Origin of the sequence: Herbaspirillum rhizosphaerae, from assembly GCF_046025915.1 — a bacterium.
In the GTDB taxonomy this organism is placed as follows: Bacteria; Pseudomonadota; Gammaproteobacteria; order Burkholderiales; family Burkholderiaceae_D; genus Herbaspirillum; species Herbaspirillum rhizosphaerae_A.
Genome location: NZ_JAQQFR010000003.1, coordinates 375,369 through 400,911, shown reverse-complemented (window position 1 = coordinate 400,911; position 25,543 = coordinate 375,369). Strand labels below are relative to the sequence as shown.

23 protein-coding genes are annotated in these 25,543 nt (G+C 56.2%); 4 read left to right on the top strand and 19 right to left on the bottom strand.

Going from position 1 to position 25,543, the window contains the following annotated elements; genetic code table 11:
• Positions 1–37 precede the first annotated feature (37 nt).
• From PQR63_RS06720 to PQR63_RS06635, 18 genes are all read right to left on the bottom strand, one after another.
• Entirely contained in the window at positions 38–526 is a 489-nt protein-coding gene (locus PQR63_RS06720; protein ID WP_094564803.1) for a CvpA family protein, read from the bottom strand.
• Between the two features lie 40 nt (positions 527–566).
• A complete protein-coding gene (locus tag PQR63_RS06715) occupies positions 567–1,598 on the bottom strand; it encodes an SPOR domain-containing protein (RefSeq protein ID WP_408166694.1) in 1,032 nt (343 codons plus the stop codon).
• A 134-nt stretch (positions 1,599–1,732) separates the two neighbouring features.
• A complete protein-coding gene (gene folC / locus PQR63_RS06710) occupies positions 1,733–3,040 on the bottom strand; it encodes a bifunctional tetrahydrofolate synthase/dihydrofolate synthase (RefSeq protein ID WP_408166692.1) in 1,308 nt (435 codons plus the stop codon).
• Between the two features lie 146 nt (positions 3,041–3,186).
• Entirely contained in the window at positions 3,187–4,059 is an 873-nt protein-coding gene (gene accD, locus PQR63_RS06705) for an acetyl-CoA carboxylase, carboxyltransferase subunit beta (protein WP_408166690.1), read from the bottom strand.
• A 157-nt stretch (positions 4,060–4,216) separates the two neighbouring features.
• The gene (gene trpA / locus PQR63_RS06700) at positions 4,217–5,014 is read right to left on the bottom strand and encodes a tryptophan synthase subunit alpha (protein ID WP_408166689.1); all 798 of its coding nucleotides are present in this window, start codon (positions 5,012–5,014) and stop codon (positions 4,217–4,219) included.
• Between the two features lie 120 nt (positions 5,015–5,134).
• On the bottom strand, positions 5,135–6,394 hold the full coding sequence (gene trpB / locus PQR63_RS06695) for a tryptophan synthase subunit beta (RefSeq protein ID WP_094564807.1): 1,260 nt from the start codon (positions 6,392–6,394) through the stop codon (positions 5,135–5,137).
• A gap of 52 nt (positions 6,395–6,446) precedes the next feature.
• A complete protein-coding gene (locus PQR63_RS06690; protein WP_408166686.1) occupies positions 6,447–7,106 on the bottom strand; it encodes a phosphoribosylanthranilate isomerase in 660 nt (219 codons plus the stop codon).
• An 82-nt stretch (positions 7,107–7,188) separates the two neighbouring features.
• Positions 7,189–8,055 carry a tRNA pseudouridine(38-40) synthase TruA gene (gene truA / locus PQR63_RS06685; RefSeq protein ID WP_408166790.1) on the bottom strand — a complete coding sequence of 289 codons (867 nt, stop codon included), beginning with the start codon at positions 8,053–8,055 and terminating at the stop codon, positions 7,189–7,191.
• 307 nt (positions 8,056–8,362) lie between these two features.
• Positions 8,363–11,101, bottom strand: coding sequence for a motility hub landmark protein FimV (locus PQR63_RS06680; RefSeq protein WP_408166685.1), 2,739 nt, complete (start codon positions 11,099–11,101; stop codon positions 8,363–8,365).
• 333 nt (positions 11,102–11,434) lie between these two features.
• Positions 11,435–12,541 (bottom strand): aspartate-semialdehyde dehydrogenase, encoded by a 1,107-nt coding sequence (gene asd / locus PQR63_RS06675; protein ID WP_408166683.1) that lies wholly within the window; start codon positions 12,539–12,541, stop codon positions 11,435–11,437.
• A 78-nt stretch (positions 12,542–12,619) separates the two neighbouring features.
• Positions 12,620–13,690: a 3-isopropylmalate dehydrogenase gene (gene leuB, locus PQR63_RS06670; RefSeq protein WP_408166681.1), complete on the bottom strand. Its 1,071-nt coding sequence runs from the start codon at positions 13,688–13,690 to the stop codon at positions 12,620–12,622.
• 140 nt (positions 13,691–13,830) lie between these two features.
• Positions 13,831–14,478 (bottom strand): 3-isopropylmalate dehydratase small subunit, encoded by a 648-nt coding sequence (gene leuD, locus PQR63_RS06665; protein ID WP_094564813.1) that lies wholly within the window; start codon positions 14,476–14,478, stop codon positions 13,831–13,833.
• A 124-nt stretch (positions 14,479–14,602) separates the two neighbouring features.
• Positions 14,603–14,734, bottom strand: coding sequence for an entericidin A/B family lipoprotein (locus PQR63_RS06660; protein WP_408166679.1), 132 nt, complete (start codon positions 14,732–14,734; stop codon positions 14,603–14,605).
• 18 nt (positions 14,735–14,752) lie between these two features.
• The gene (leuC, locus tag PQR63_RS06655; protein ID WP_408166678.1) at positions 14,753–16,153 is read right to left on the bottom strand and encodes a 3-isopropylmalate dehydratase large subunit; all 1,401 of its coding nucleotides are present in this window, start codon (positions 16,151–16,153) and stop codon (positions 14,753–14,755) included.
• A gap of 131 nt (positions 16,154–16,284) precedes the next feature.
• A complete protein-coding gene (locus tag PQR63_RS06650) occupies positions 16,285–17,124 on the bottom strand; it encodes a M48 family metallopeptidase (RefSeq protein ID WP_408166677.1) in 840 nt (279 codons plus the stop codon).
• Between the two features lie 225 nt (positions 17,125–17,349).
• Positions 17,350–18,447, bottom strand: a complete 1,098-nt coding sequence (gene aroC / locus PQR63_RS06645) for a chorismate synthase (RefSeq protein WP_408166676.1) — start codon at positions 18,445–18,447, stop codon at positions 17,350–17,352.
• Between the two features lie 57 nt (positions 18,448–18,504).
• Positions 18,505–20,391: an MFS transporter gene (locus PQR63_RS06640; protein ID WP_408166675.1), complete on the bottom strand. Its 1,887-nt coding sequence runs from the start codon at positions 20,389–20,391 to the stop codon at positions 18,505–18,507.
• Positions 20,392–20,549: 158 nt separating this feature from the next.
• Positions 20,550–20,999 carry a CBS domain-containing protein gene (locus PQR63_RS06635; protein WP_094564818.1) on the bottom strand — a complete coding sequence of 150 codons (450 nt, stop codon included), beginning with the start codon at positions 20,997–20,999 and terminating at the stop codon, positions 20,550–20,552.
• 200 nt (positions 21,000–21,199) lie between these two features.
• Here PQR63_RS06635 and PQR63_RS06630 point away from each other — a divergent pair, with 200 nt between their 5' ends.
• Positions 21,200–21,520 (top strand): Mpo1-like protein, encoded by a 321-nt coding sequence (locus PQR63_RS06630; RefSeq protein WP_408166673.1) that lies wholly within the window; start codon positions 21,200–21,202, stop codon positions 21,518–21,520.
• A 5-nt stretch (positions 21,521–21,525) separates the two neighbouring features.
• Here PQR63_RS06630 and PQR63_RS06625 read toward each other — a convergent pair whose 3' ends face one another.
• Positions 21,526–22,830, bottom strand: coding sequence for a YihY family inner membrane protein (locus PQR63_RS06625; protein ID WP_408166671.1), 1,305 nt, complete (start codon positions 22,828–22,830; stop codon positions 21,526–21,528).
• A gap of 142 nt (positions 22,831–22,972) precedes the next feature.
• Between PQR63_RS06625 and wrbA the strand changes: the two genes are divergently transcribed.
• The 3 genes from wrbA to PQR63_RS06610 are packed head-to-tail and all read left to right on the top strand — an operon-like array spanning position 22,973 to position 25,445.
• On the top strand, positions 22,973–23,584 hold the full coding sequence (wrbA, locus tag PQR63_RS06620) for an NAD(P)H:quinone oxidoreductase (protein WP_408166670.1): 612 nt from the start codon (positions 22,973–22,975) through the stop codon (positions 23,582–23,584).
• A complete protein-coding gene (locus PQR63_RS06615) occupies positions 23,585–23,980 on the top strand; it encodes a DUF2069 domain-containing protein (protein WP_408166668.1) in 396 nt (131 codons plus the stop codon).
• Positions 23,981–23,996: 16 nt separating this feature from the next.
• Positions 23,997–25,445 carry an FAD-binding oxidoreductase gene (locus PQR63_RS06610; RefSeq protein WP_408166666.1) on the top strand — a complete coding sequence of 483 codons (1,449 nt, stop codon included), beginning with the start codon at positions 23,997–23,999 and terminating at the stop codon, positions 25,443–25,445.
• Positions 25,446–25,543 lie beyond the last annotated feature (98 nt).

The window sequence follows — 25,543 nt, the reverse complement described above, 5'->3', positions numbered from 1 at the left end:
GTGGACTCCTAATGAAAACAAAGACGAAAAAACAAAATTAAAAATGGACGTGCTGCGCGAACTGGCCCGGCAAATAGGGTTTAACGGTCTCCGCGGCGGTTTCCGCCAGCGGGCTTAACCTCGCATCTTTCCAGAATGGCTGCTGCGGAATCGACGTCGTACCGCATAACAACACCACCGCCAGCACAATCACCGCACCGCGCGCCAGGCCAAACACTGCACCCAGGCTGCGATCGATCAGCGACAGGCCGCTTGCCTTAACCACTTCGGACATCGCTCTGGTCACCAGGCCCATCAACAGGCGCGTACCGATAAACAAAGCAATGAATCCCACAATCAATCTTGTCGACTCGCCCGGAATCACGTCGGGTAACATCGTCGCCAATGTTTCACCATAGGCGTTGGCGACGACTAATGCAATTATCCAACTGGCCAGCGACAGCACTTCCCTGACCAATCCTCTTAACATGCTGATGATTACTGAACAAACCAGTACCAGCAATACCAGATAATCAAAAATCGTCACAATAACAACATAAGCAATATGCGACCGGTCATCGCGAAATTCAAGCTGGAACGATAGTAGCGTTCAAGCCGAGCTTATTAATCCTGGCGCGCATCTTGTCGGCCTCGTCGCGGCTGGCAAACGGGCCGACGCGGATACGCGTACGGTCACCCGATTGGGTTGCCACTTTTTGCGTAAATGATTTGATGCCAGCGCTATTGAGCTTGCCGCGCAACTCATCGATTTTTTCCTGTGTCGCTAACGCGGCGACCTGAATCACAAATTTACCACCTGCCGCTGCTGGAGCCGATGCTGCCGGTTTCTTGTCGGCGGTGGCAGACTTGCCTTCCAGAATCGCCATGGCGCGGGCCGCATCGTCGGGCTTATCCGCAGTCTTTGGCTTGGCCGCTTCCTTCACGTCCTTCTTGCGATCGTCTTTGTGCTCGGTTGGCTTGGCTGCAGCCTTGCTATCTTTTACGTCTGCTTTGGCGTCGGCTTTAGTCTCGGGCTTGGCCGCAGGTTTGGGGGCTTCAGGTTTCTCTGCAGGCTTTTCCGCCACGGCAGCAGTTGGTTCAGACAGTTTGGCCAGCGGCGCATTGGCAGGACCGGAAGGCATTGCCGGAGCACCGGGAGCAATAGCGGGCTTCTCGTTAGCAGGCGCCAGCGTTGCCGGATCGACAAACTCTTCCTTCGGTTGCGCTGCTGAGTTTGCCGAAGCTGTCGATGTTGCCGGTTTGGCATCGGCAACCGTATCCTTGGCAGCATCCTTGCCATCCTTGGAAGGAATCTGGATCGCGATATCGTCCGCGAGCGGACGCGGCTCGGAGTCGAGAACCATCGGCAACACAATCACCACTGCCAGCACCAGCGCAACGGCACCGATCAGGCGGCGGCGTGCACGTTTCTTTTCCGGCAGTACGGGATCGACCGACTCTTCTTTGCCGCCCTTGCTGGACTTGCGGGAATTCCCCGCACTACGGCTGCTGCGGCTGTTCTGTGCGGCCGACGACTCCCCTGCGGAACGCGACAGGAATTCGCCTTGACCGGAAGCAGATTCCTGCTTGTTTTTACGAAAAAACGAGAACAAGCCCATGCTGATCTATATAAGGTGGTCTGAAAAATGCGGATGACAAATACCGGGCGCAGCGGATGCGACTGATCGCATCAAAAAACAAACTGCAACATCCCAGCCGAAAACGACGCAAACCGAGGCAAACCGCAAAAAACTCAATGCAACTCCGGCTTACGGGCTTGCATCACGCCTGCAACGGTGAGGAAGGATCCAAAAACCACAATTCTATCATTCTCGGTAGCTCTGCTCTGCGCATTTGCGAATGCAGCAGCAGGCGTTTCAAAGGTTTCTATGGTGCAGGCCGCGTCAGGCTTGAATTCCGGCTCGACGCCTGCTTCCAGTAATTTATCCTTCAATTGCTGCGCCGTAGCAGCGCGCGGCAATGGCAAGCCGGTCACACACCAGTGATCGATCTTGCCTTTGAGCTGATTGATGACGCCTTCGATGTCCTTGTCGAGCATGGAGCCGAACACTGCATAGGTGTAGGGATGAAAACCCATGTTGTCGAGATTTTGCGCCAGCGTGGCGGCGGCGTGCGGGTTATGCGCGACGTCGAGAATCACCAGAGGTTGTCCAGGCAAGACCTGGAAACGCCCCGGTAATTCGACCGTTGCCAGGCCGGTGCGTACTTCTTGTGCGCCGATGGGCAACACGTCGCGCAAGGCTTCCAGCGCAGCCAGTGCAGCCGAAGCATTAAGCAATTGATTGGCGCCACGCAGGCTCGGATACGCCAGCGAATTGCGGCGCTGAGCGCGACCGCCATAGGCCCACTGTTGCTTGTCACCCTGGTAGTTGAAATCGCGGCCCATCAGCCAGAGATCGGCGCCGATGGATTCAGCATGCTTGATGAGCGACCTCGGCGGTACGGGATCGCCGCAAATCGCAGTTTTGCCGGCGCGATAAATGCCAGCTTTCTCAAAGCCGATTTCTTCGCGCGTGGTGCCGAGGTATTCGGTATGGTCGATGTCGATGCTGGTGACGATGCCGACGTCGGCATCGATGACATTGACGGCATCCAGACGACCACCCAGGCCGACTTCCAGGATCACGACTTCCATCTTGGCATCGGCCAGCAGCTTCATGATGGCCAGTGTGGTGAACTCGAAATAGGTCAGCGAAATATCGCCGCGCTTTTCTTCCACCGCTTCAAACGCAGCGATCAGCGCCGCATCGGATGCCGGCACGCCTTCGACCCGGGCGCGCTCGTTGAAATGCAGGAAATGCGGCTTGATGTACAAACCCACGCGATAACCGGCGCGCATCAGGATCGATTCCAGCATGGCGCAGGTCGAGCCTTTGCCGTTTGTGCCGGCCACCGTGATGACGGGGCAATCGAAACGGATGTCGAGCAATTCTTTGACCTTGCCGACGCGCTCCAGGCCCATGTCGATGGACTTGGTGTGACGGGTTTCCAGAAGGGTCAGCCATTCGGCCAGGGTGGAAGGTTTTGCTTGCGCTTGCATGAGTTGAATCTACAGTGAATCTGAGATGACCTGCATGGAGCTGATGAGCTCGATGAATGACTTGGAACGACTTGGAATAACTTAAAAGCAAAAACCCGAACTTGCGTTGAACGACGACAAGTTCGGGTCTGTCTGCAGCATCGCGATCAGGAAACGGTTTCGGCCGCCTGATTTTGCAGCAACGCCAGCAAACGTGCGATTTCTTCGCGCATCTTGCGACGGTCGACGATCATGTCGATGGCGCCCTTGGTCACGAGGAACTCGGAGCGCTGGAAGCCTTCCGGCAACTTTTCGCGCACGGTGTTCTCGATCACACGTGGACCGGCAAAGCCGATCAGTGCTTTCGGTTCGGCCATCACGACGTCGCCCATGAAGGCGAACGATGCCGACACGCCGCCCATGGTCGGGTCGGTCAGCACGCTAATAAAGGGCAACTTCTTCTCGGACAGCTTGGTCAGCATGGAAGTGGTCTTGGCCATTTGCATCAATGACAACAAGCCTTCTTGCATACGCGCACCACCGGTGGCGGTGATGCAGATGAACGGTACTTTTTGCTCCAGCGCCATCTGCGCGCCACGGGCGAAACGCTCGCCAACCACAGAGCCCATAGAACCTCCCATGAATTCGAACTCAAAGCAGGCAACCACGACCGGCAGGGTCATGATGGCGCCGCCCATGACGATCATGGCATCGGTTTCACCGGTGGATTCCAGCGCGTCTTTCAGACGGTCTGGGTATTTCTTGCTGTCTTTGAACTTGAGCGTATCGACCGGCAGGGCTTCCTGGCCGATTTCATAACGGCCACCTTCGTCGAGCAGCGAATCCAGGCGCGCACGGGCGCGGATACGCATGTGATGGCTGCACTTCGGGCAAACGTGGAGATTGGATTCCAGATCCGTACGATAAAGCACTGCTTCGCAGGATGGGCACTTGACCCATAAACCTTCGGGTATCGACTTCCGGCTTGCGGAATCGCTACGTTGAATTTGAGGCGGGAGTAATTTCTCTAGCCAGCTCATAGAAACCTCTTTCTAATTTCCGGTGGCGCATTGTACCAGAGGCAAAGCCACACAACCGGAGACGATGATTTGATTGCTTTTCGATAATTTCTTTTAGGAAACCATGCTTTCAGGAGAGGCCGGGCTCGCTGTCGGCCTCCTCCTCGAGATGCAGGGATCAGGCGTCCATTGCCTTGCGAATATCCGTCACGAAGGCCTGAACCGCCTCCACCGCACGCTCACGCGGGGTGTTTTCCAACTCTTGAATAATGCGGCTGCCGATCACGACGGCATCCGACACCTGGCTCACTGCCTTGGCGGTGGCACCGTCGCGAATGCCGAAACCGACGCCGATCGGCAGTTTGACGTGCTTGCGGATTTCCGCAATGCGCTTGGCGACTTCGGCGGTATCGATGTTGCCGGCGCCGGTCACGCCCTTCAAGGAGACGTAGTAGCAGAATCCGCTACTGACCTTGGCCACTTGCTGGATACGTTCTTCGGTCGACGTCGGCGCCAGCAGGAAAATCGGATCGAGTCCCTGTGCCTGCATTTTTTGCGAAAACTCTTCGCATTCTTCCGGCGGGTAATCGACGATGATGGTGCCGTCCACGCCAGCCTCTTTCGCTGCCGCAATGAAGGCATCGACGCCAAAACGTTCCAGCGGATTGGCATAGCCCATCAGTACTACCGGCGTCGTGCTGTTGGTCTTGCGAAACTCACGCACATAGCCGAGCACGTCGCGCGTGCTGACGTTGAATTTGAGCGCGCGCTCGCAGGCACGCTGAATGACCGGACCTTCTGCCATAGGATCGGAAAAAGGCACCCCAAGTTCAAGAATATCGACGCCACCCGCGACCAGCGCATGCAGCAGAGGCACAGTCAGTTCGGGAGCCGGGTCACCGGCTGTGATAAAGGTGATCAGCGCCTTCTTGTTGCTGGCTGCCAGTGCGGTAAAAGTGGATTGAATTCGGGACATGGTGTTGAAATGTGTTGTTCGTCGATTCGGCCAGCCCTGCTTTGTTTTTGCAGCTTGCGCGCAGCGGATTTTAAGTCCGCTGCCCGCATGCAGAGCTGGAGCCTTTTTGCTGGAGCTTATTTAACCCTGATGTTGCTGGACGGTGTGCATGTCCTTGTCGCCACGTCCCGACAGATTGGCCAGCACAATGCGGTCTTTCGGCAAAGTCGCTGCCAGCTTGGCGGCGTAGGCCAGCGCATGGCTCGACTCCAGCGCGGGAATGATACCTTCGATGCGGCAGCAGGTATGAAACGCCGCCAATGCCTCGTCGTCGGTGATGCATTCATAGCTGGCACGCCCGCTGTCTTTCAACCACGAGTGCTCAGGACCGACGCCTGGATAGTCAAGACCCGCCGAGACGGAATGCGTTTCCATGATCTGGCCGTTTTCATCCTGCAGCAGATAGGTACGATTGCCGTGCAGCACGCCTGGCGTACCCAGCGTCAGCGAGGCGGAATGACGGCCGGTATCGAGACCGTCGCCGGCGGCTTCAACACCGACCAGTTTGACGTCCTGATAATCGATATAGGGATAGAAAATACCCATCGCATTGGAGCCGCCACCGACGGCCGCCACCACGTAGTCAGGCTGACGGCTGGCGATCTCAGGCATTTGCACGATACATTCGTTGCCGATCACCGATTGGAAGTCGCGCACCATCATCGGATAAGGATGCGGACCAGCCACTGTTCCGATGATGTAGAACGTGCTTTCAACGTTGGTGACCCAGTCGCGCATCGCTTCGTTGAGTGCATCTTTCAGCGTCTTGGAGCCGGATTCTACCGGCACCACTGTCGCGCCCAGCAGGTTCATGCGATAGACGTTCTGCAACTGGCGCTTGACGTCTTCGCTGCCCATGTAGACGATGCATTCCATGCCAAAACGTGCACAGATCGTTGCAGTCGCCACGCCGTGCTGACCTGCGCCGGTCTCGGCGATGATGCGCTTCTTGCCCATGCGCTTGGCGAGCAAGGCCTGACCAATGACGTTGTTGATCTTGTGCGCACCAGTGTGATTCAGGTCTTCACGCTTGAAATAGATCTGCGCGCCGCCTGCCAGCTCGGACCAGCGCTTGGCGTGATACACCGGGCTGGGGCGGCCGACAAAATGTTTCAGCTCGGTATGAAACTCTGCCAAAAACTGTTCGTCGTTCTGGTAATGCGCATAGGCTTCACGCAGCTCCGTGAGTGCGTCGGTCAGAGTTTCCGCTGCGAAGCTGCCGCCGTATTGGCCGAAATGGCCACGTGCGTCCGGCAGGTTATAGGGCGCTGTTTGATGCAAGGCTGCAGCGGCAATAGGCTGACGCTCGGAAAAGTTGCCGAGCGGATTCAATTCTTTCATGGTATTCCTCAAATGTTCCGGTGAGATGGCTGCCAGGCTCAGGGATAGCTAATCAGGTCTTGTCCGCCAGATATACGGCGCTGATGAAAGCGGCGATCTTGGCGGCATCCTTGATACCTTTGGCTTGCTCGACACCACTGCTGATGTCAACGGCGTGCGGGCGCACGCGCTGCACCGCGTCAGTCGCGTTTTGTACGCTCAAGCCACCACTTAAAACGACCCGAGGCGCGAGTTCTTTTGGAATGAGAGACCAATCGAAAACCTTTCCGCTGCCGCCGTATTGCTCAACCAGGGTGTCAAGCAAGAGCCCCGTAAAGAAAGGGCTGGCGGAACGATAATCCTGCTCCCATTTTATCAAATCTTCGGGCGTGGTCGAGCTTCCGATGCGTGCTGCGCGCATAAAAGGCCGTTTGACGGCTTGCGCAATGGCGGCACAATGCTCCGGTGTCTCGTCGCCGTGAAATTGCAACAACGACAAGGGCGCCCGTTCCAACACCGCACTGACCTCCTCCGCACTGGCATTAACAAACAATCCCACCGTCGAAATGAAAGGCGGCACAGTGCGAATCAATTCCGCCGCTGCCGATGCGGTGACATAGCGCGGGCTCTTGTCGTAAAACACAAAGCCGATCGCATCAGCGCCGGCGGCTACGGCAGCGGCAACATCTTCCGCGCGGGTCAAACCGCAAATCTTGATTCTGGTTCTGTGCATGGTGACTAAATGGGGTCGTAAGCGAAAGTGGCAAGACAGATAGCAAGACGCCTAGTCTAACCGATTGAGATAGTGAACCAGATTACAGCCAGGGCCAGGCGGCTTCTTCCTGGGGCAATGACCAGCGCGCCGGATAGTCGACTTTGGCCAGATACAAACCATCGGGCATGAATGTCGGTGCGGCGAGGCTGCGATCCTGCTGCGCCAAGATCTGAGCAATCCATTCCGGCGGCTGCCTGCCGTTTCCGACAAAAATCAACGATCCGACGATGTTGCGCACCATGTGATGCAAGAAGGCGTTGGCTTTCAACGTGAAGACAATCATGTCGCCATGGCGGCGGACCTGCAGCGATTCCATTGTCCGTACCGGCGACTTGGCCTGGCACTCCACTGCCCGAAACGTCGAAAAATCATGCTTACCGACCAGATGATTTGCCGCCTGCTGCATCAAATCCACATCGAGCGGCCGGAAAGTCCAGCCTGCCTTGCCCGCCAGCAAAGGCGAACGCACCGGATGGTTGTACAGCATGTAGTGATAGGTACGTGCTGTCGCGCTGAAGCGCGCATGAAAACCGTCTTCGCGCCCGTTGAGAGCAACGTCCCCGCCTTCATCCGCCGGTAGCTCAATCGCCCAGCGCACGGCAATCGACGATGGCAAAAAGGCATTGACACCGCGCACCCACGATGACTTGTCGCGCGTAATCGTGGTATCGAAATGAACCACCTGCTCCAGCGCGTGCACGCCGGAATCGGTGCGACCGGCACAGGTGGTATCAATGTCAACCAGCGTGAACTGCTTCAGTGCTGCTTCCAATTTATCCTGCACTGTCAGCCCATGAGGCTGTGTCTGCCAGCCTTGCCAGGAATTACCGTCATATTGGATTCCGAGCACAATGCGATGCAGCGAGCGAAGCGGACGCAAAGCCGGTCCGGAAGAAGCCCCCTCGATAACTGGCTGCGGCGCTGCGGAAAGGGAAAGTGCGGGTTCGGTCACGGTAGTTCTTTTCTGCGTTGTTACGTGCGTGATTACATGGATTATTACGTGGATTGCTACTTTATTGATCAGGTTCGTTGCTTCATTGATTGCTTCGTTCGCCGTAACATTCGTTATGCGTCATCTGATCTGGCTGTCACGCAGTCGCGGTAAAGAGATCTCTGCATCCACAGCATATTTCAATCGCAAATCAAAAAGCAAACGGGCGCCAATCTCGGCGCCCGTCTCCGGACAAGTCGGTGTACGGCTTACGGCATCCGCCTTACGACAGCTTGGACAACATTTCCTTGGCACGCGCGATCTGGGCATCGCTGCCGCCACGAATGACTTCGTCCAACAGTTCGCGGGCACCTTCCTTGTCACCGATTTCCTGATACGCCGCTGCAAGATCCAGCTTGGTCGACATTTCTGCAGCAAAGGCCGACTCGTCGTCTTCCAGCACATCCTGTTTAGGCGCTTCCACCGGCTCAGGCAGATCCAGATCGATGTTATTGACGACTGGCGATGGCTTCGGCAGATCATCCAGCAAAGAAGCGGCATCTTCTGCGTCAGACTTGCCGCTATCAAGCTCCAGATCAAAATCGATCTTGCTGCCGATATCTGCGACAGGCGTCGCACCCGGTTGAATTTCTGCGCCTTTGAAGTCGTTCAGATCGAACTCCAGATCCTGTTCTTCAGGAGCAGGCGCTTCTGGTTCGGGCTCTGGCTCCGGCATCTTCTCGGCGACCGGCGCTTCTTCGGCAACAAGCTCTTCCACAGGAGATCCACCGTACAACGGATTGGTCGGATCAAGCACGATACCCATAGCAGCGGCTTGCTCCCATTCCGAACCAATGCCGCTGGTGGCGTCATGCAATTCCCTGGCGACATCATTGAAACCTTCGACGTCCTGGCGCTTGGAATAAATTTCCAGCAGCTTCAGGCGAATAGCCTGACGATTCGGATCGCTCTTCAGGGCCAGACGCAGAATGTCTTCGGCCTGCTCTTCGCGACCATAAGAAATATACATATCCGCTTCAGAGATCGGATCGACCGCATCCGGCTCGGGGGCTGCAGTCACTGCTGCTGTAGCGGCGACGGCTTCAGGCGCCGTCTCTGCGACAACTTCTGGCACGGTTTCCGGTTCTGCAACTGCGGCTGCTTCAGGAGTCGGTTCAGGTTGTTTGGTTACCTTTCCCGGCTCATCCTCCTTGTCTGCATCGGCAGATGCAGCAGTTGCTGCCTTCTTCCGATTATTGCGAACGCGCACAATGCCCCATGCCGCCAGCAGTGCGACCAGCGCACCGGCACCAGGCAAGACGAAAGGATTGTCTTGGATGTTGTCGAAGAAGTTTGCTTTGACGGCAGGCACAGGTGCTGCTGCAACCTTCGGCGCCACCGCTGCCGGCGCAGCAGCAGGCGTTGCTGGAGCAGGGGCCGGTGTTTCAGGCTTAGCTTGTTCAGCAGCTGGTGCTTCAGCTGGTTTCGCTTCGGCCGGTTTTTCTTCCGGTTTGACAGCGGCAGCAGGCGCTGGAGTCGGTTGTGCTGGTGTTTCCGGCTTGGCAGCGGCAGCTTTTTGCTGTTCGCTCATTTCCGCCAGTGTCTTGTTCTTGATTTCCAGCAGTTTTTGCAAATCGCTGACGTTTTTCTCCAGCGCTTTCACGCGCTCGCTCGCTTCAGCAATTGCTTTGTCTGCTGCGATTTTGTCTTCCGCTGCGGCCTTCTCAGCTGCAGCGCGATCACTCGCGCCAGCCTTGGAAAGTTGCAACTTGTCCTTCGCATCGCCCGCGCCGGATTTTTCTTCAACACGTGCAGTCACTTTGCCGCTGCTGCTTTGCCTGGAGTCACCCGCTTTACGTGAAGGACCGTTGGCGACCTGGCCTGCCAGCTTGTTACGATAGGCGTTGAAATCCTGTGCCTGAGCAACAACGGTGGTGCGCGCTTCGCCCTTGTCGACAGCGCTTGCGGTGGCGGCGTCAGGCACCGACAACACGCGGCCTGCGCGCAGGCGGTTAATGTTGTCGCCGATGAAGGCATCCGGATTGGCACGGTACAAAGCGACCAGCATCTGATCCAGAGAGACGGTGTTGCCTTTGGTGCGATTGGCGATTTCCGCCAGCGTATCGCCCTCTTTCACGCGATACGATTTGCCTTCTGTTTTGGCATCCGGCTGCGCGGCATTACTGGCGGCTTTGCCACCTTTGCCGCGTTTGCCTGAAGCGGTAGCGGCAGGCATTGTGGCAGCATCATCCGCTTTGGCATCCATCTTTGCAGGAGCCGGAACAGTCTTTTCCGCAACGGCAGCGGGAACCGGTGCATTGGTCAAACCACTCTGGTCATTGCTGCGGCCGTTACGAATCAGTTCTTCTGCCTGACTGGAAGGAGCCGACTTGGTGACGATACGCGACGTTGGTTCTTCATCGCTGTTATTGATTGCCGCCGCGGCCGGCATTGCGTTTGTAGCTGGAGCCGAAACTGCCGGTGCAGCTGCAACCGGTGTAGCAGCCGGCTTGGCAGGCGCAGTTGCAGGCGCACTGGCCGCTGGCTTGGCGGCAGGAGGTGTCGCCGGAGCCGATTGCGCGGTCTGCGGCTTGCGCATGTCCGGCGGGTCCAACAGGAAGGTGTATTCGCGCACCAGACGCGAACCGCCACCGCTCAATTCCAGCAGCAGGTCGACGAAGGGTTCATTGATCGCTTGCGACGAACTGATGCGGATCAGTTGCTTGCCCTGCCGTTGCTCTACCGAGAAACGTAGCGACGACAACACCGGGTTGAAATCGATATTGGCCTTCTTGAAAGCGTCTGCCGGTGCGAGCCTTGCCACCAATGCGCCCTCTTCCTCTTTCGATACCGAGTTCAACTCGATTTCCGCGCGCAGCGGTTGCCCTAAAGAGGAGAGCACCGTGAGTTTGCCCAGTCCGGCGGCATTCGCAGCCATTGGCAAGGCTAATGCCAAGGTCACGGCAGCACTCAGTTTTTTCAGGCGGGACAGCGCAAACTTATTATGAGTATATAGAGGCATGTTTATATGGTTTTAGATAGACGTTCTACTAAAGAAGGCCTGAAGACCAAAGTTTATTTCATCGATGACAATCAAAAGATCGACAACTCAACCAAAGCCCTCCAAATTGCCACGAAGCAATGGATTTGAACATCCCTCATAGTAAGGGGCTTTAATGACCGGATTGTTGACAGTGATGAGATAAATTCTGATTTTCAACATATCATCAAGAACTTAGGCCTGCAAGTGTAACCAAGTTCTCAAGATGGTCAAAACCCGCCAACATTCCAGTGAAGGAATGTTTGACGGGTTTGCGTTGCAAATTGACAACGGAAGGCCAAGCCTTCCGCGCCATTATTTACCCAGAATGATGCGCAACATGCGGCGCAGCGGTTCTGCGGCACCCCACAGCAACTGATCGCCGATCACGAAGGCCGAAATATATTCCGGTCCCTGGTTGAGCTTACGCACACGGCCAACACCGATTTCCAGGCTGCCGGTGATGGATGCCGGCGTCAGTTCCTTAACGGTGATGGCGCGATCATTCGGCACCCATTTGACCCATTGGTTACCCGAACGGATGATGGATTCGATGTCGGCCAGCGGCAGGTCGCGCTTGAGCTTGATGGTCAATGCCAGGCTATGGCAACGCATCGCACCGATACGCACGCACAGGCCGTCGACAGGAATAACTTTCTCGCTGTCGAGGATCTTGTTGACTTCAGCCTGGCCCTTCCACTCTTCCTTGGACTGACCGTTTTCCAGTTGCGCGTCGATCCATGGGATCAGGCCGCCCGCCAGTGGTGCGCCGAAGTATTCGGTCGGCACGTCTTCGCGAATGGTCTTGGCAACTTTGCGGTCGATATCCAGAATCGCCGACGACGGTGTCGCCAGTTCATCAGCCACGGCTGCATTGATGACGCCCATGCCCTTCAACAGTTCGCGCATATGATTCGCACCGCCGCCGGAAGCCGCCTGGTAAGTCATCGAGCTGACCCACTCAACCAGACCTTCTTTGAACAGACCGCCTACGCCCATCAGCAGGATGGAGTTGGTGCAGTTACCACCGATGTAATTTTTGACGCCCTTGGCCAGCGCGTTCTTGATCACATCGTTGTTGACCGGATCCAGCACGATCACGGCGTCATCCTTCATGCGCAGAGTCGACGCCGCATCGATCCAATAGCCGTCCCAGCCGGCTGCACGCAGCTTAGGGAAGATCTCAGTGGTGTAGTCGCCGCCTTGCGCGGTAATAATGATGTCGCATTTTTTCAGCTCATCAATGCTGTTGGCGTCTTTCAGCGTCGTTGCCGTTTTGGCGAACGACGGAGCTTTACCGCCTGCATTCGAGGTCGAAAAAAATACCGGTTCGATGTGATCGAAATCACGCTCGTCCTGCATGCGTTGCATCAGGACCGAACCCACCATTCCACGCCAGCCAACCAAACCAACCAGTTTCATCATCTTTCCCTATTAATGAACTTCCATAATCAATGAACTACAACGTTAAAAAAACCACCGCCGCGATCAACTTCGAACTCAACCCAATGCTTTGACGACTGCGTCGCCCATTTCCTTGGTGCCGACCTTGGTAGTGCCCTCTTCATAAATATCGCCGGTGCGATAGCCTTGTGCAAGGACTTTCTTCACCGCCGCTTCAATACGGTCTGCCTGTTCCACCTTGTTCAGCGAGAAACGCAGCATCATTGCCGCCGACAAAATGGTCGCCAATGGATTAGCGACGCCCTTGCCTGCGATGTCGGGTGCTGAACCATGCGACGGTTCGTACAAACCCTTGTTGTTGGCATCCAGCGATGCCGATGGCAGCATGCCGATCGAGCCGGTCAGCATTGCGGCTGCATCCGACAGGATGTCGCCGAACATGTTGCCGGTGACGATGACGTCAAAATTCTTCGGCGCCTTGACCAGTTGCATTGCGGCATTGTCAACATACATGTGGGTCAATTCGACTTGCGGATATTCCTTGTGCACGTCAGTGACGATATCTTTCCAGAACTGGAAAGTTTCCAGCACGTTGGCTTTGTCCACACTGCACAGACGATTGCCGCGCTTGGCGGCTGCCTGGAAGGCAACGTGTGCGATGCGGCGGATTTCCGGCTCGCTGTAGCGCATGGTATCGAAGCCTTCGCGCGCGCCCTTGAAAGGACCGTCCGGTGCTTCGCGCATACCGCGTGGCTGGCCGAAATAAATGTCGCCGTTCAGTTCGCGCACGATCAGGATATCCAGACCTGCAACCAGTTCAGGCTTGAGCGATGACGCGCCGGTCAGTTCCGGATAGCAGATCGCAGGACGAAAATTGGCGAACAATTGCAGATGTTTACGCAGACCCAGAATCGCTTGCTCAGGACGCAGCGGACGATCGAGTGTGTCGTACTTCCAGTCACCGACGGCGCCGAACAGGATCGCATCGGCTTCCTTTGCCAGCTTCAGCGTGCCGTCCGGCAGCGGATGGCCGTGCGCTTCATAGCCTGCGCCGCCGACCGGCGCAGTTTCCATTTCAAACTTTTCGCCCAGTGTATTGAGTACACGTACAGCTTGTTCAATGATCTCGGGACCGATGCCGTCACCTGGCAAAATTGCAATCTTCATGTCGTCGTCTTCTAGTCTTGGAAAATAATAGCGCCGGAGGCCACATCTGCACCGGTCTTGGCGACCGTGCAATGCGGCATCCGGCTGATCAGAACTTCAGAAACCTGTTGCGAATAACTTAACCGCGTAATTGACAGCACTCAGATAGTGTTGGCCAACCAAGGTTGATCGTAAAGGTGACGCTCTTCAAAAGCGCGGATTTTGTCCGCTTGGCGCAATGTCAGACCGATGTCGTCAAGGCCGTTGAGCAAGCAGTATTTACGGAATTCGCCGACCTCAAACGGATAAGTCTGACTACCATTCGCGGTAGTGATGATCTGTTTGTCCAGATCAATGATCAGTCGGAAGCCCGGGAATGCTTTTACTTCATCGAACAGATGGTCGATCTGCTGTTCCGACAGCACGATCGGCAGCAAGCCGTTCTTGAAGCAGTTATTAAAGAAAATATCGGCGAAGCTCGGTGCAATTACTGCGCGGAAGCCGTATTGATCCAACGCCCATGGCGCGTGTTCGCGCGAGGAGCCGCAACCGAAATTCTTGCGTGCGATCAGGATCGACGCGCCTTGGTAGCGCGGTTGATTCAGCACAAAATCAGGATTTAGCGGGCGCTTGGAGTTGTCCATGCCGGGCTCGCCGTGATCCAGATAACGCCATTCGTCGAACAGATTCGGACCGAAGCCGCTGCGCTTGATCGATTTCAGGAATTGCTTGGGAATGATCGCATCAGTATCGACGTTAGCGCGGTCAAGCGGAGCAACCAAACCATCATGGACAATAAATTTATTCATGGCACTTTTATCGATGATGGATCGCCGCACCATGCAGCAATCCGGATCAGCCGATTTCTTTTATCTCTTCAACAAACAAATCAGCAACAGCGATGCAAGCGCACCGGCTGCCGCCACTGCATTATTACTTCTTGCTGGCGTCTTGCATCTTGTCGCCAACCTTCGCGACATCTTCACCAAAACCGTGGACGGTATTGCATGCAGTCAGAGTCAGCATAGACGCAGCCAGCAGAGCCAAAGCGATTATTTTTTTCATGATTTCATCCAAGTAGGTTTACAAAGAACGGATATCAACAAAATGTCCTGCAATGCCTGCCGCAGCAGCCATCGCCGGACTTACCAGATGCGTACGACCACCCGCGCCCTGACGTCCTTCAAAATTGCGATTGGACGTCGAAGCGCAACGCTCGCCCGGCTCCAGACGGTCAGCGTTCATCGCGAGACACATCGAGCAACCCGGCTCACGCCATTCAAAACCGGCATCGCGGAAAATCTTGTCCAGGCCTTCGCGTTCGGCTTGTTCTTTCACCAGACCGGAACCTGGCACCACCATCGCCAGCTTGACGTTGGATGCGCGGAATTTGCCACGCACCACCGCCGCCGCTTCGCGCAAATCTTCGATGCGCGAATTGGTGCAAGAGCCGATGAATACTTTGTCGATGCGAATATCTTCAATCGGGGTATTGGGCTTGAGCGCCATATAGGCCAGCGCCTTTTCCATACCGTCGCGCTTGGTGGCGTCTTTTTCCTTGTCCGGATCAGGGACACGGCTGTCAACGGCAACCACCATTTCCGGCGATGTACCCCAGGTCACTTGCGGCTTGATGTCGGCAGCGTTCAAGGTTACGACCATGTCGAATTTGGCGCCCGGATCGGAATGCAGCGTACGCCAGTAAGTCACGGCGCGCTCCCAATGCGGGCCCGAAGGTGCAAACGGACGGCCCTTGAGGTAATTAATCGTGGTGTCGTCAACCGCAACCATACCGGCACGCGCACCCGCTTCGATCGCCATGTTACAGACCGTCATACGGCCTTCCATGGTCAGCGAGCGCATGGTCGAGCCGGCGAATTCAATCGCATAACCAGTGCCGCCCGCGGTGCCGATCTTGCCGATCACGGCCAGCACGATGTCTTTTGCGGTCACGCCGACAGGCAATGCGCCGTCGACCTGCACCAGCATGGCTTTGGATTTTTTGGTCAGCAGCGTTTGCGTTGCCAGCACGTGCTCGACTTCAGACGTGCCGATACCGTGCGCCAGACAGGCGAAAGCGCCGTGCGTGGAGGTGTGCGAATCGCCGCAAACCACGGTCATACCGGGCAGCGTCGCGCCTTGTTCAGGTCCGATAACGTGTACGATGCCTTGACGCTTGTCGTTCATGCCGAAATAGGTCAGGCCGTATTCCTTGGCATTGGCGTCCAGCGTTTCCACCTGCAGACGGGAGATCGGGTCGGCAATGCCGTTAGCGCGATTGGTTGTCGGCACGTTGTGGTCGGCTACCACCAGATTGGCGGCATTGCGCCATGGCTGGCGACCGGCCAATTTGAGGCCTTCAAATGCTTGCGGGCTGGTCACTTCATGCAGTAGATGACGGTCGATGTACAAAATGGCCGTTCCGTCTTGTTCTGCATGAACAACGTGAGATTCCCAAAGTTTGTCGTAAAGCGTCTTAAGCATGATGATGCGGGCGTGTAAAAGCTACGCAAGTCGTTGAAATGAGCCTTTGATTATGCCATAAACGCGCCTTTCCCGAGGCGCGAATGTGGGTTTTAGGGCTGCGTTGTACAACGCTTTGCGGCCGCCGGTGTTCAGCGGGTCTTCTTGCTTTGCTCGTAAAGCGGCATCACGCGTTGCGAATAAACCGTGAGATCGCTGATACGGTCTTCACGCGAGGGATGAGTGGACATGAATTTCATCGGTTCGCTACCACCGATCTGAGCCATTTTTTGCCACAGGGAAATGGCCGCGCGCGGGTCATAGCCGGCACGGGCCGCCAGCTCGACACCGATGCGGTCAGCCTCGGTCTCGTGGGTACGTGAATTCGGCAAACCGACAAGACCCATGTACGCGTACTGTGCTCCCTGCTTCCCCAATTCACCGACGCCCAGAATCGATGATCCTATGGAAATCAGCGATCCCGTCACGGCCTGCTCTGAGGCGCGTTCACGAGCATGCTCGCGCAAGGCGTGAGCGATTTCATGTCCCATGACGGCAGCAAGTTCATCATCGGTAATCTTCAGCTTTTCAATCAAGCCGGTATAGACAGCGATTTTTCCTCCCGGCATGCACCATGCATTGGCCTCAGGCGAGGTGATGATGTTGACTTCCCACTTCCACTTGACGGCGTCGGGACGGAAGGCTGCGGTCTGAGGGATGAGGCGATCCGCGATAGCACGCACGCGGCGCACCTGAGCGGCATTCTGATTCAGCGCGCCCTTCTTCTTTTGCTCATCGAGCACTTGCGCATATTCTTTGACTGCAGAAGCATCGACTTCTTGTGCGGACAACATCATGCTTTGCTGACGTGTGATACCAACAGCCCCACCCTGCGTGGTTTGCACGCTTTCGCAGGCAGTCAGCGCCAAAGCGGCCGCAATCAGAAAAAACCGGGAAAGAAATTGGTGTGAACGCTGCATTTGATACGCCATGCTGTCTCCATCGTCAAAGATAAAAATACGCGGGAGAAACGCTTGGCAGTGCCTGCGAAAATTGCCACGCGACTGCCATCAATTGACATTGTCAGTGCGGCGCTCCCCTATGTTGCAGGCCCTTCGACCTGAACACATTGCCCCAGTTCTGAGACCGACGTGAAAGTCGGCGATCTCAATTTAATTCTTCTTTTATTTCTTCTTTTACTTCTTTGATTCTTCGTTTTATTTCTGTGCGGCGATTTGCGGCGTAGTTACCTTGACATCACCGCATTGGGCGCGATGACGCAAGGCATGATCCATCAAGACCAGCGCAACCATGGCTTCTGCAATGGGCGTAGCACGAATGCCAACGCAAGGATCATGGCGGCCATGCGTCTCGACTTCGGTCGCCTGACCAGCTTTGTCGATTGATGGACGTGGGGAGCGGATGCTCGACGTCGGTTTAATCGCGATCGAGGCCGTGATGTCCTGCCCGGTCGAAATACCGCCCAGGATACCGCCGGCGTTGTTGCCGACAAAGCCCTCCGGCGTCAACGCGTCACCGTGCTCAGTGCCCTTTTGCGCTACCGACTTGAAACCGGCGCCGATCTCGACACCCTTGACGGCATTGATGCCCATCAGTGCGTAAGCGATTTCCGCATCGAGCTTGTCGTAAATAGGTTCGCCCAGACCGACCGGCACGTTTTGCGCCACCACGTCAATACGCGCGCCGCAGGAGTCGCCGGCCTTACGGAGCGCATCCATGTACTCTTCCAGTTGCGGAATCATGGTCGCGTTGGCTGCGAAGAATGGATTTTCACGCACCTGATCCCAGGATTCGAACGGAATCGCGATGTCACCGAGCTGACTCATGCAACCCTTGAACGTTGTGCCGTATTGTTCGAACAGCCACTTCTTGGCCACTGCTGCCGCGCCGACCACCGGCGCCGTCAGACGCGCCGAAGAACGCCCGCCGCCGCGTGGATCGCGAATGCCGTATTTGTGCCAATAGGTGTAATCAGCATGACCTGGGCGGAAGGTATCGAGCAGATTGCCATAGTCCTTGCTGCGCTGATCCTGATTGCGAATCAGCAGCGCAATCGGCGTGCCGGTTGTCTTGCCTTCGAACACGCCGGAGAGAATTTCGACCGTATCCGGCTCCTGACGCTGCGTGACGTGGCGCGAGGTGCCCGGCTTGCGGCGATCCAGTTCAGGCTGAATGTCGGCTTCGGACAATGTCATTCCCGGCGGACAGCCGTCGATCACGCATCCGATGGCCGGGCCATGGGATTCGCCGAAGGTGGTAACGGTAAACAGCGTGCCGAGGGTGTTGCCGGACATAGCGAAGCTCTACTTTTAATTATCTGAAGATGTGATTTTACCAGACCGGCCCAGGTACTATTTCCACTCACCGCGCAACTCGCTCACGCGCTGCTGCAAGTATTCCGGCGTAGCCTGTTCTGCCGCAATCGGTTCGCCCACTGCCAGTTCCAGCTTCGAAAACAAGCCACGCTTGAAGGATCGATGAAAAGGATTACCGCTGCCGCGCGTCAGCAGGCTTCCCCACAATCCGCGCAAGGCCATCGGAAACACCTGTACCGGCGTGCGGTCGATGATCTTCTTGATCCCGCCCTTGAATTCATTGATTTCGCCGGTACTGGTCAGCTTGCCTTCCGGAAAGATGCAGACCAGATCGCCTTCATGCAAGGCTTGGGCAATGTCGACATAGGCCTTCTCCATCAGCCATGGATCTTCCTTGGCCGGTGCAATGGGAATCGCCTTGGCCGTACGAAAAATCCAGGACAGCACCGGCGTCTTGAAGATGCGGTGATCCATGACAAAACGGATCGGGCGTGGACTGGCTGCCATGATCACGATAGCGTCGACATAGCTGACGTGATTGCATACCAGTACTGCCGCGCCATGCTTGGGAATCAGGTCTGAATTGACGGTGCGCACCCGATGGATAGTGTGGATCAGCATCCACGCCAGGAAACGCATCAGGAATTCCGGCACCAGCGAGAAGATATACGTCGCCACGATGGCGTTCAGAATCGCCGTGATGAGGAAGATCTGTGGAATCGTGAAACCCGAGCGCAGCAGCACCATCGCCAGCAAAGCCGCGACCACCATGAACAGCGAGTTCATGATGTTCATGCCTGCAATCGTACGGGAGACATGTTGCGGGTCGCATCGTGTCTGGATCAGCGCAAACAGCGGCACGATATACAAGCCGCCAAACACGCCAATCATCAGACAGTCGAACAAAATCCGCAGGCTGCCGTGCTGAGCGATAAAACCGCTCATATCGACCGCTACCGTTGCGCTGTAACTGACACTGGCGAAGTACAACTCCAACCCAAACACAGACAAGCCGATAGCGCCAAAAGGCACTAGCCCGATTTCAACCTTATGACCGGACAGCCGTTCGCACAGCAGCGAACCAACGCCGATCCCGACGGAAAACACCATCAGCAGCAACACGAAAACGCTATGATCACCGTGCAGGTAATTCTTCGCATACAGAGGGAATTGCGCCAGTACGATGGCGCCGTAAAACCAGAACCAGGAGTTACCGAGTATCGACAGGAAAACAGGGCGATTTCGGCGTGAGAAGCCAAGATTGCGCACCATTTCCGAGAACGGATTCCAGTTGATCTTCAACTCTGGCGCAGGCGCCGGCGACAGCGGTATGGCAAGACTGGTGAGCCATCCAAGAATTGCAAAGCCGATGGTCACAAAGGCGATGGTCTCCAGTCCAAACGGCTTTTGCACCACGAGCACAGCGCCCAACACCTCGCCCAGCAAAATGCCGACAAAGGTGCCCATTTCAATGACGCCATTGCCGCCGACCAGCTCCTGCGGCTTCAGCTGTTGGGGCAAATAGGCATACTTGACCGGACCAAAGATGGTCGAATGAATGCCCATGCCTGCCACCGCCACCACCAGCAGCCACAGGTGATGCGTCATCCAGCCATAAGCGGCGATCCCCATGATGACGATTTCCAGCAATTTGACGTAGCGCGCCAGACGGCCTTTTTCCATCTTGTCGGCCAACTGCCCCGCTGTGGCCGAAAACAGGAAGAACGGCAGGATGAACAAACCCGGAATCAGGTTATTGAGCAGACCGGTGTCCAGCGTGGTCCAGCTCAATGCATCGTAGGTGAGGATTGTAAGTAAGGCCGTCTTGAAAACGTTGTCATTGAGTGCGCCGAGGAATTGGGTCCAGAAAAAGGGAGCAAAACGACGCTGACCGAGCAGGGAAAACTGATTGGATTGACTCATGGAGCGAGCAGAATGGGCAAGTTGGACGAATCGGTTAAAAAAGACGCCGTTCGGATAACAAAAAACCGTTCATGACGGCATGAACGGTTTCTCGGATAAGCGGCGCACCCTGCTTGAGTAATACAGCGGGGGCGCTGCCGATATTTGTTTCAGCTATTTCAGCTATTTTCTTCCTCGGTCGGCCAGTCCCGGATATACGCCTTGAGCATTTTGTTCTCAAAGCCCTGCGCATCCAGCACCGCCTTGGCGACGTCATAAAAAGACATCACGCCCAGCAGTGTCTTGGCGTCCATTACCGGCACATAGCGCGCATGCTTTTCCAACATGATGCGGCGCACTTCGTTGAGGTCGGTGTCGGGTGTGACCGTGATCGGATGGTCGTCCATGTGCTTGCGCACGGTATTGGTGCCGACGGATCCAGCGTTTTCCTGCAAGGTCTTCAACACCTCGCGGAAAGTCAGCATACCGACCAGTTCACCGAATTCCATGACCACCAAAGAGCCAATGTCTTTCTCAGCCATTGCACTCACGGCTTCCGCAATCGGCGTGTCGGGGGTAACGGTGAAGAGAATGTTGCCTTTGACTTTAAGAATTTCAGAGACTTTCATGGTGTCATCCTTAAGTTATTGTGGCCTTATCGGGAATGTAGCCCAAGCGTGGGCAAAAATCTACAAACCAGTGGCGGTTTCTCCATGGTACGAGGTTTGGCGTCTGCCTACAATCACCATTCCATATTAAAAATGAAATTTTTTCATTGATTACGCCCCATAGACGGCCTACTCTGAAATAACAAGACAAGGAGACAAGCATGCCTACCGTTCTGCAACATGAAAAGTACGCCAGCTTTGAGGAGTTCTACCTTACTTATCTCGGAGAGCATTCCAACCGGATTTGCCGTCAGCTGCATTTCGTCGGTTCGACACTGGCGCTGCTATGCCTCGCCATGATGCTGCTAACGCACAATTTATGGTGGTTGCTGGCCGCAGTGCTGTCCGGATACGGCTTTGCCTGGGTCGGCCATTTCAAGTTCGAGAAAAACCGGCCGGCGACGTTTCGCCATCCCCTGTATTCCTTCATGGGCGACTGGGTGATGTATTGGCAATTGCTGACTGGCCAGATTTCGTTCTGACTGGGCTAGCGACCGGCGGTCATCCCGACCGAGGTCACTTCTCGCAAGTCCGGGCCGCCATGGACTTCTGAAAAATAAGACTCCAGCGTCTGATCCAGCACCGCTGCGACGGCGCCATCCACGCGAGTGACCAGTGACCGGTCTTCCTCGAGGTGTGCGGCGGTGTCAAAGACGAACAAGCGATAGACGTCGACCAATTTCAGAAACTCAGGATTGATCAGCAGAGTCCAGTGATCCAGTCCATCAACGAGGCGTTTGTTCCAGGCGGATTTCTTCGGTGCCTCGCTCTTGAGTGAGCCTACCCATCCCGCATCGAGCATTTTTTGCAACAGGTTCTGCAACTCTTCCAGCCCCATGTGCGTATGTGCGCGCAGCAACGCCACGTCCACTGTCGCCGATTCACCGTTGGCGCGGGCATCATGCAAAATCTTCAATACTTTCATGGCATCAACGAACTCGCTGCCGGGCGAAGCGACATGCCACCAGCGCTCATAACGTACGATCGGCAAAGCAGCCGTCAGCAGCGCGCCCACCAGCGTGATCATCCAGAGCATGTAGATCCACAGCAGGAAGATCGGCAAGGCCGCCACCGCACCGTACACCATGGTGTAGGTCGGGAATTTCATGACGTAGGAAGCAAACAGGCGCTTGGCGATTTCCACCGCCACGCCCGCCAGCAAACCACCCCAAACGGCATCGCGCCAATCCACCCATTGATTCGGCACCGCGATATAGAGCAGCGTGAATGCGCTGGTCGTCAGCAAGATCGAAATCAAGGTGTAGAAGCTCGCCCCGATAAACGGCACGCTGGTCACCACGCCATTCGTGGCGGAATACAGATAAGACGTCACGCTGATGGACACACCGATCAGCAGCGGGCCGAGAGTAATAATGGCCCAATAGACCAAGATACGCTGCAGCAGCGGGCGCGACTTCTTGACGCGCCAGATCTGATTGAACACACGGTCGATGGTCGCCATCGTCAGCACCGAAGTCAAAATCAGCGCTACACCCCCGACTGCCGACAGACGCGCCGACTTCGACGAAAACTGATTGAGGTAGCCGAGAATGGTGTTGGCCACGCCCTTGGGCATCAGGTTCTGGACAAAATAGGCCTCCAGCGCCGAGCGGAAAGTGCTGAACAGCGGAAACGCCGTAAAGATCGCCAGCGCGATCGTCAGCAGCGGCACCAGCGACAGGATGGTCGTAAACGTCAGGCTGCCTGCCACTTGCGGCAAGCGATCGTCGCTGAGCCGTTTGACGGCAAACCGGAACAAATCACGCAACTGGGTACGAGACAAGCCCTGCATAGGTTTAAAAAAGGTAAGCAAGATAGGGCAATCAAAATCATGACAGACGCTACAGACCGCCTGCCATGCGCCGGGTTCCACATGCGCGAACGCGAGTACTTAACCCGTGCAACTGAGAATTAAAGGCCCCTATAATACCAACATGGCGAACATAACTAATACAACGATACTAGTCCTTTACTATTCGAGACACGGCTCCACCCGCAAACTGGCCGAATTGATCGCCCAGGGTGTGGAAAGCGTGCCCGGCTGCGACGCGCGCCTGCGCACTGTTCCGGCAGTCTCTAACGTGACCGAAGCCACCGAACCAGATGTACCAGGCGAAGGCGCACCCTACGTCGAACTGCAAGACCTGGAGCAATGCGCCGGCCTCGCACTCGGCTCGCCGACGCGCTTCGGCAACATGGCTTCCGCAATGAAATACTTCTGGGACGGCACCGCACCGCAATGGCTGTCCGGGGCACTCGCGGGCAAACCGGCCTGCGTCTTCACCTCCACCGGCAGCATGCACGGCGGGCAGGAATCAACGCTGCTGTCCATGATGATTCCCTTGCTGCATCACGGCATGCTGATCATGGGCTTGCCCTACACCCAGCCTGAGCTGATGAGCACCAGCACCGGCGGCACGCCCTACGGTGCCAGCCATTGGGCCGGCGTCAACGGCAACCAGGCGATTTCGGAAGATACGCGTGCGCTGGCCATTGCACTCGGCCGACGCCTCGCACAGAATGCCATCAAATTGCAGGAGACTTGAATGAGCTCGCAACGATTTCGTTTTTTCCATATGGGTGCAGCCATCAGTCTGGTGGCGTTGATTGCTCTGTGCGTCGCTTGGGAACTGCTGCTGGCCCCCTTGCGGCCGGGCGGATCCTGGATGGTGCTCAAAGTGATTCCTTTGCTGTTCCCCCTGCGTGGCGTGCTCAAGCGCGACGTCTACACTATGCAATGGTCATCGATGCTGATCCTGCTGTATTTCACCGAAGGCATCGTGCGCGCCACCAGTGACCGTGTCGCCATGTCGGTGACGCTAGGCTGGGTCGAAGTCACCCTGAGCTGCATCTATTTTCTGTGCGCCATCCTCTATCTGCATCCCTACAAGAAAGCAGCCAAGGAAATCGCACGTCAGGCCATTCAAAAGGCCTCGCAATAATTTTCTGAGGGTCGCCATGACGGCAACATCAGCAGCATCGGCAGCACCGACAGCATCACCGGAAACTTTCCTGCAAGCCTGCCGCGCTGCCATCAGTGCCGGCTACGTCCTGACAGAAGACGCCGACACCGTCGGCTATCTGACCGATCAGCGCGGACGCTATACCGGCAAGGCGCTGGCGGTACTCAAGCCCGGCAGCACCGAAGAAGTCGCAGCCATCGTCAAACTCTGTCATCAGCATCTGGTGCCCATCGTGCCGCAAGGCGGCAATACCGGTCTGGTGCTCGGTAGCGTGCCCGACACCAAAGGCAACGCGGTGCTGCTATCGCTGACACGGCTCAATCGCATTCGCACCGTGGACCCGGTCAACAACACCATGACGGTCGAGGCCGGCTGCATCCTGCAGAACATACAACAAGCCGCCGCCGCCGAACAGCGCCTCTTTCCCTTGTCGCTGGCGGCCGAAGGCAGTTGCACCATCGGTGGCAACCTGTCGACCAATGCCGGCGGCACAGGCGTTCTGCGCTACGGCAATACCCGCGAGTTGTGCCTGGGTGTCGAAGTCGTGACCGCTCAAGGGGATGTCATGAGCAGCCTGCGCGGCCTGCGCAAAGACAACACCGGCTACGACCTGCGCGATCTCTTCATCGGCGCGGAAGGCACGTTGGGAATCATCACTGCCGCCGTGATCAAACTCTTTCCGCAGCCGAAGGCGCAGGTCACCGCACTCGCTGCATTGCGCACGCCGGACCACGCATTGCGTCTGCTGAGCCTGGCACAGGCGCGCTGTGGCGCGACACTGACCGGGTTCGAATTGATGTCGGATTTTTGCCTGCAACTGGTGGCCAAACATTTCCCGCCGCATCGGGCTCCGTTCGACAAGCCGCACGCACAATACGTCCTATTGGAGTTGTCGGACAGCGAATCGGAAGCGCACGCCGCCGACATATTTGAAGCCGTCATCGGCGAGGCGCTGGAGCAAGAACTGATTGACGATGCCGTGATTGCGACGTCGATCGCACAATCGAAATCGCTATGGCAATTGCGCGAACACATTTCGATGGCGCAGGCGCATGAGGGCAAGAACATCAAGCACGACATCTCGGTACCGATCTCCCGCATCGGCGAATTCATTCGCGTCACCGACGTACTGGTGCAAGAGACTTCGCCCGGCTGCCGGATGGTGACCTTCGGCCATCTTGGCGATGGCAACCTGCATTACAACGTGTCGCCACCGGAAGGCGTGAAAGATACCGACTTCATCGCCCAGCAAGAAAAAATCAACCGTACGGTGCACGACAGTGTCGACAAATTCGGCGGATCAATCTCGGCAGAACACGGTTTGGGCGCGCTCAAACGCGAAGAAATCCTGCGTTATAAATCGCCGGTAGAACTACAACTGATGCGCACCATCAAACAAGCGCTGGATCCTCATTCATTGATGAATCCAGGGAAAGTCATTTAGCTATCTGGCTTTCCAGTCACATAGATACAGACCTGGTTACTGCACGTGTACTTTTAAGCTTTTGGATTAAGCTCTGTGGCACTGCAATCGCACGCGGC

Coding starts and splice junctions, on each gene's coding strand:
- PQR63_RS06635 (WP_094564818.1), bottom strand. CDS start 20,999: ATGAAAGTCTCTGAAATTCTTAAAGTCAAAGGCAACATTCTCTTCACC.
- PQR63_RS06715 (WP_408166694.1), bottom strand. CDS start 1,598: ATGGGCTTGTTCTCGTTTTTTCGTAAAAACAAGCAGGAATCTGCTTCC.
- trpA (WP_408166689.1), bottom strand. CDS start 5,014: ATGTCCCGAATTCAATCCACTTTTACCGCACTGGCAGCCAGCAACAAG.
- leuB (WP_408166681.1), bottom strand. CDS start 13,690: ATGAAGATTGCAATTTTGCCAGGTGACGGCATCGGTCCCGAGATCATT.
- wrbA (WP_408166670.1), top strand. CDS start 22,973: ATGGCGAACATAACTAATACAACGATACTAGTCCTTTACTATTCGAGA.
- PQR63_RS06610 (WP_408166666.1), top strand. CDS start 23,997: ATGACGGCAACATCAGCAGCATCGGCAGCACCGACAGCATCACCGGAA.
- asd (WP_408166683.1), bottom strand. CDS start 12,541: ATGAAACTGGTTGGTTTGGTTGGCTGGCGTGGAATGGTGGGTTCGGTC.
- PQR63_RS06650 (WP_408166677.1), bottom strand. CDS start 17,124: ATGGCGTATCAAATGCAGCGTTCACACCAATTTCTTTCCCGGTTTTTT.
- trpB (WP_094564807.1), bottom strand. CDS start 6,394: ATGAAAGAATTGAATCCGCTCGGCAACTTTTCCGAGCGTCAGCCTATT.
- folC (WP_408166692.1), bottom strand. CDS start 3,040: ATGCAAGCGCAAGCAAAACCTTCCACCCTGGCCGAATGGCTGACCCTT.
- leuD (WP_094564813.1), bottom strand. CDS start 14,478: ATGAATAAATTTATTGTCCATGATGGTTTGGTTGCTCCGCTTGACCGC.
- PQR63_RS06625 (WP_408166671.1), bottom strand. CDS start 22,830: ATGCAGGGCTTGTCTCGTACCCAGTTGCGTGATTTGTTCCGGTTTGCC.
- PQR63_RS06630 (WP_408166673.1), top strand. CDS start 21,200: ATGCCTACCGTTCTGCAACATGAAAAGTACGCCAGCTTTGAGGAGTTC.
- accD (WP_408166690.1), bottom strand. CDS start 4,059: ATGAGCTGGCTAGAGAAATTACTCCCGCCTCAAATTCAACGTAGCGAT.
- aroC (WP_408166676.1), bottom strand. CDS start 18,447: ATGTCCGGCAACACCCTCGGCACGCTGTTTACCGTTACCACCTTCGGC.
- leuC (WP_408166678.1), bottom strand. CDS start 16,153: ATGCTTAAGACGCTTTACGACAAACTTTGGGAATCTCACGTTGTTCAT.
- PQR63_RS06690 (WP_408166686.1), bottom strand. CDS start 7,106: ATGCACAGAACCAGAATCAAGATTTGCGGTTTGACCCGCGCGGAAGAT.
- PQR63_RS06680 (WP_408166685.1), bottom strand. CDS start 11,101: ATGCCTCTATATACTCATAATAAGTTTGCGCTGTCCCGCCTGAAAAAA.
- PQR63_RS06615 (WP_408166668.1), top strand. CDS start 23,585: ATGAGCTCGCAACGATTTCGTTTTTTCCATATGGGTGCAGCCATCAGT.
- PQR63_RS06640 (WP_408166675.1), bottom strand. CDS start 20,391: ATGAGTCAATCCAATCAGTTTTCCCTGCTCGGTCAGCGTCGTTTTGCT.
- PQR63_RS06660 (WP_408166679.1), bottom strand. CDS start 14,734: ATGAAAAAAATAATCGCTTTGGCTCTGCTGGCTGCGTCTATGCTGACT.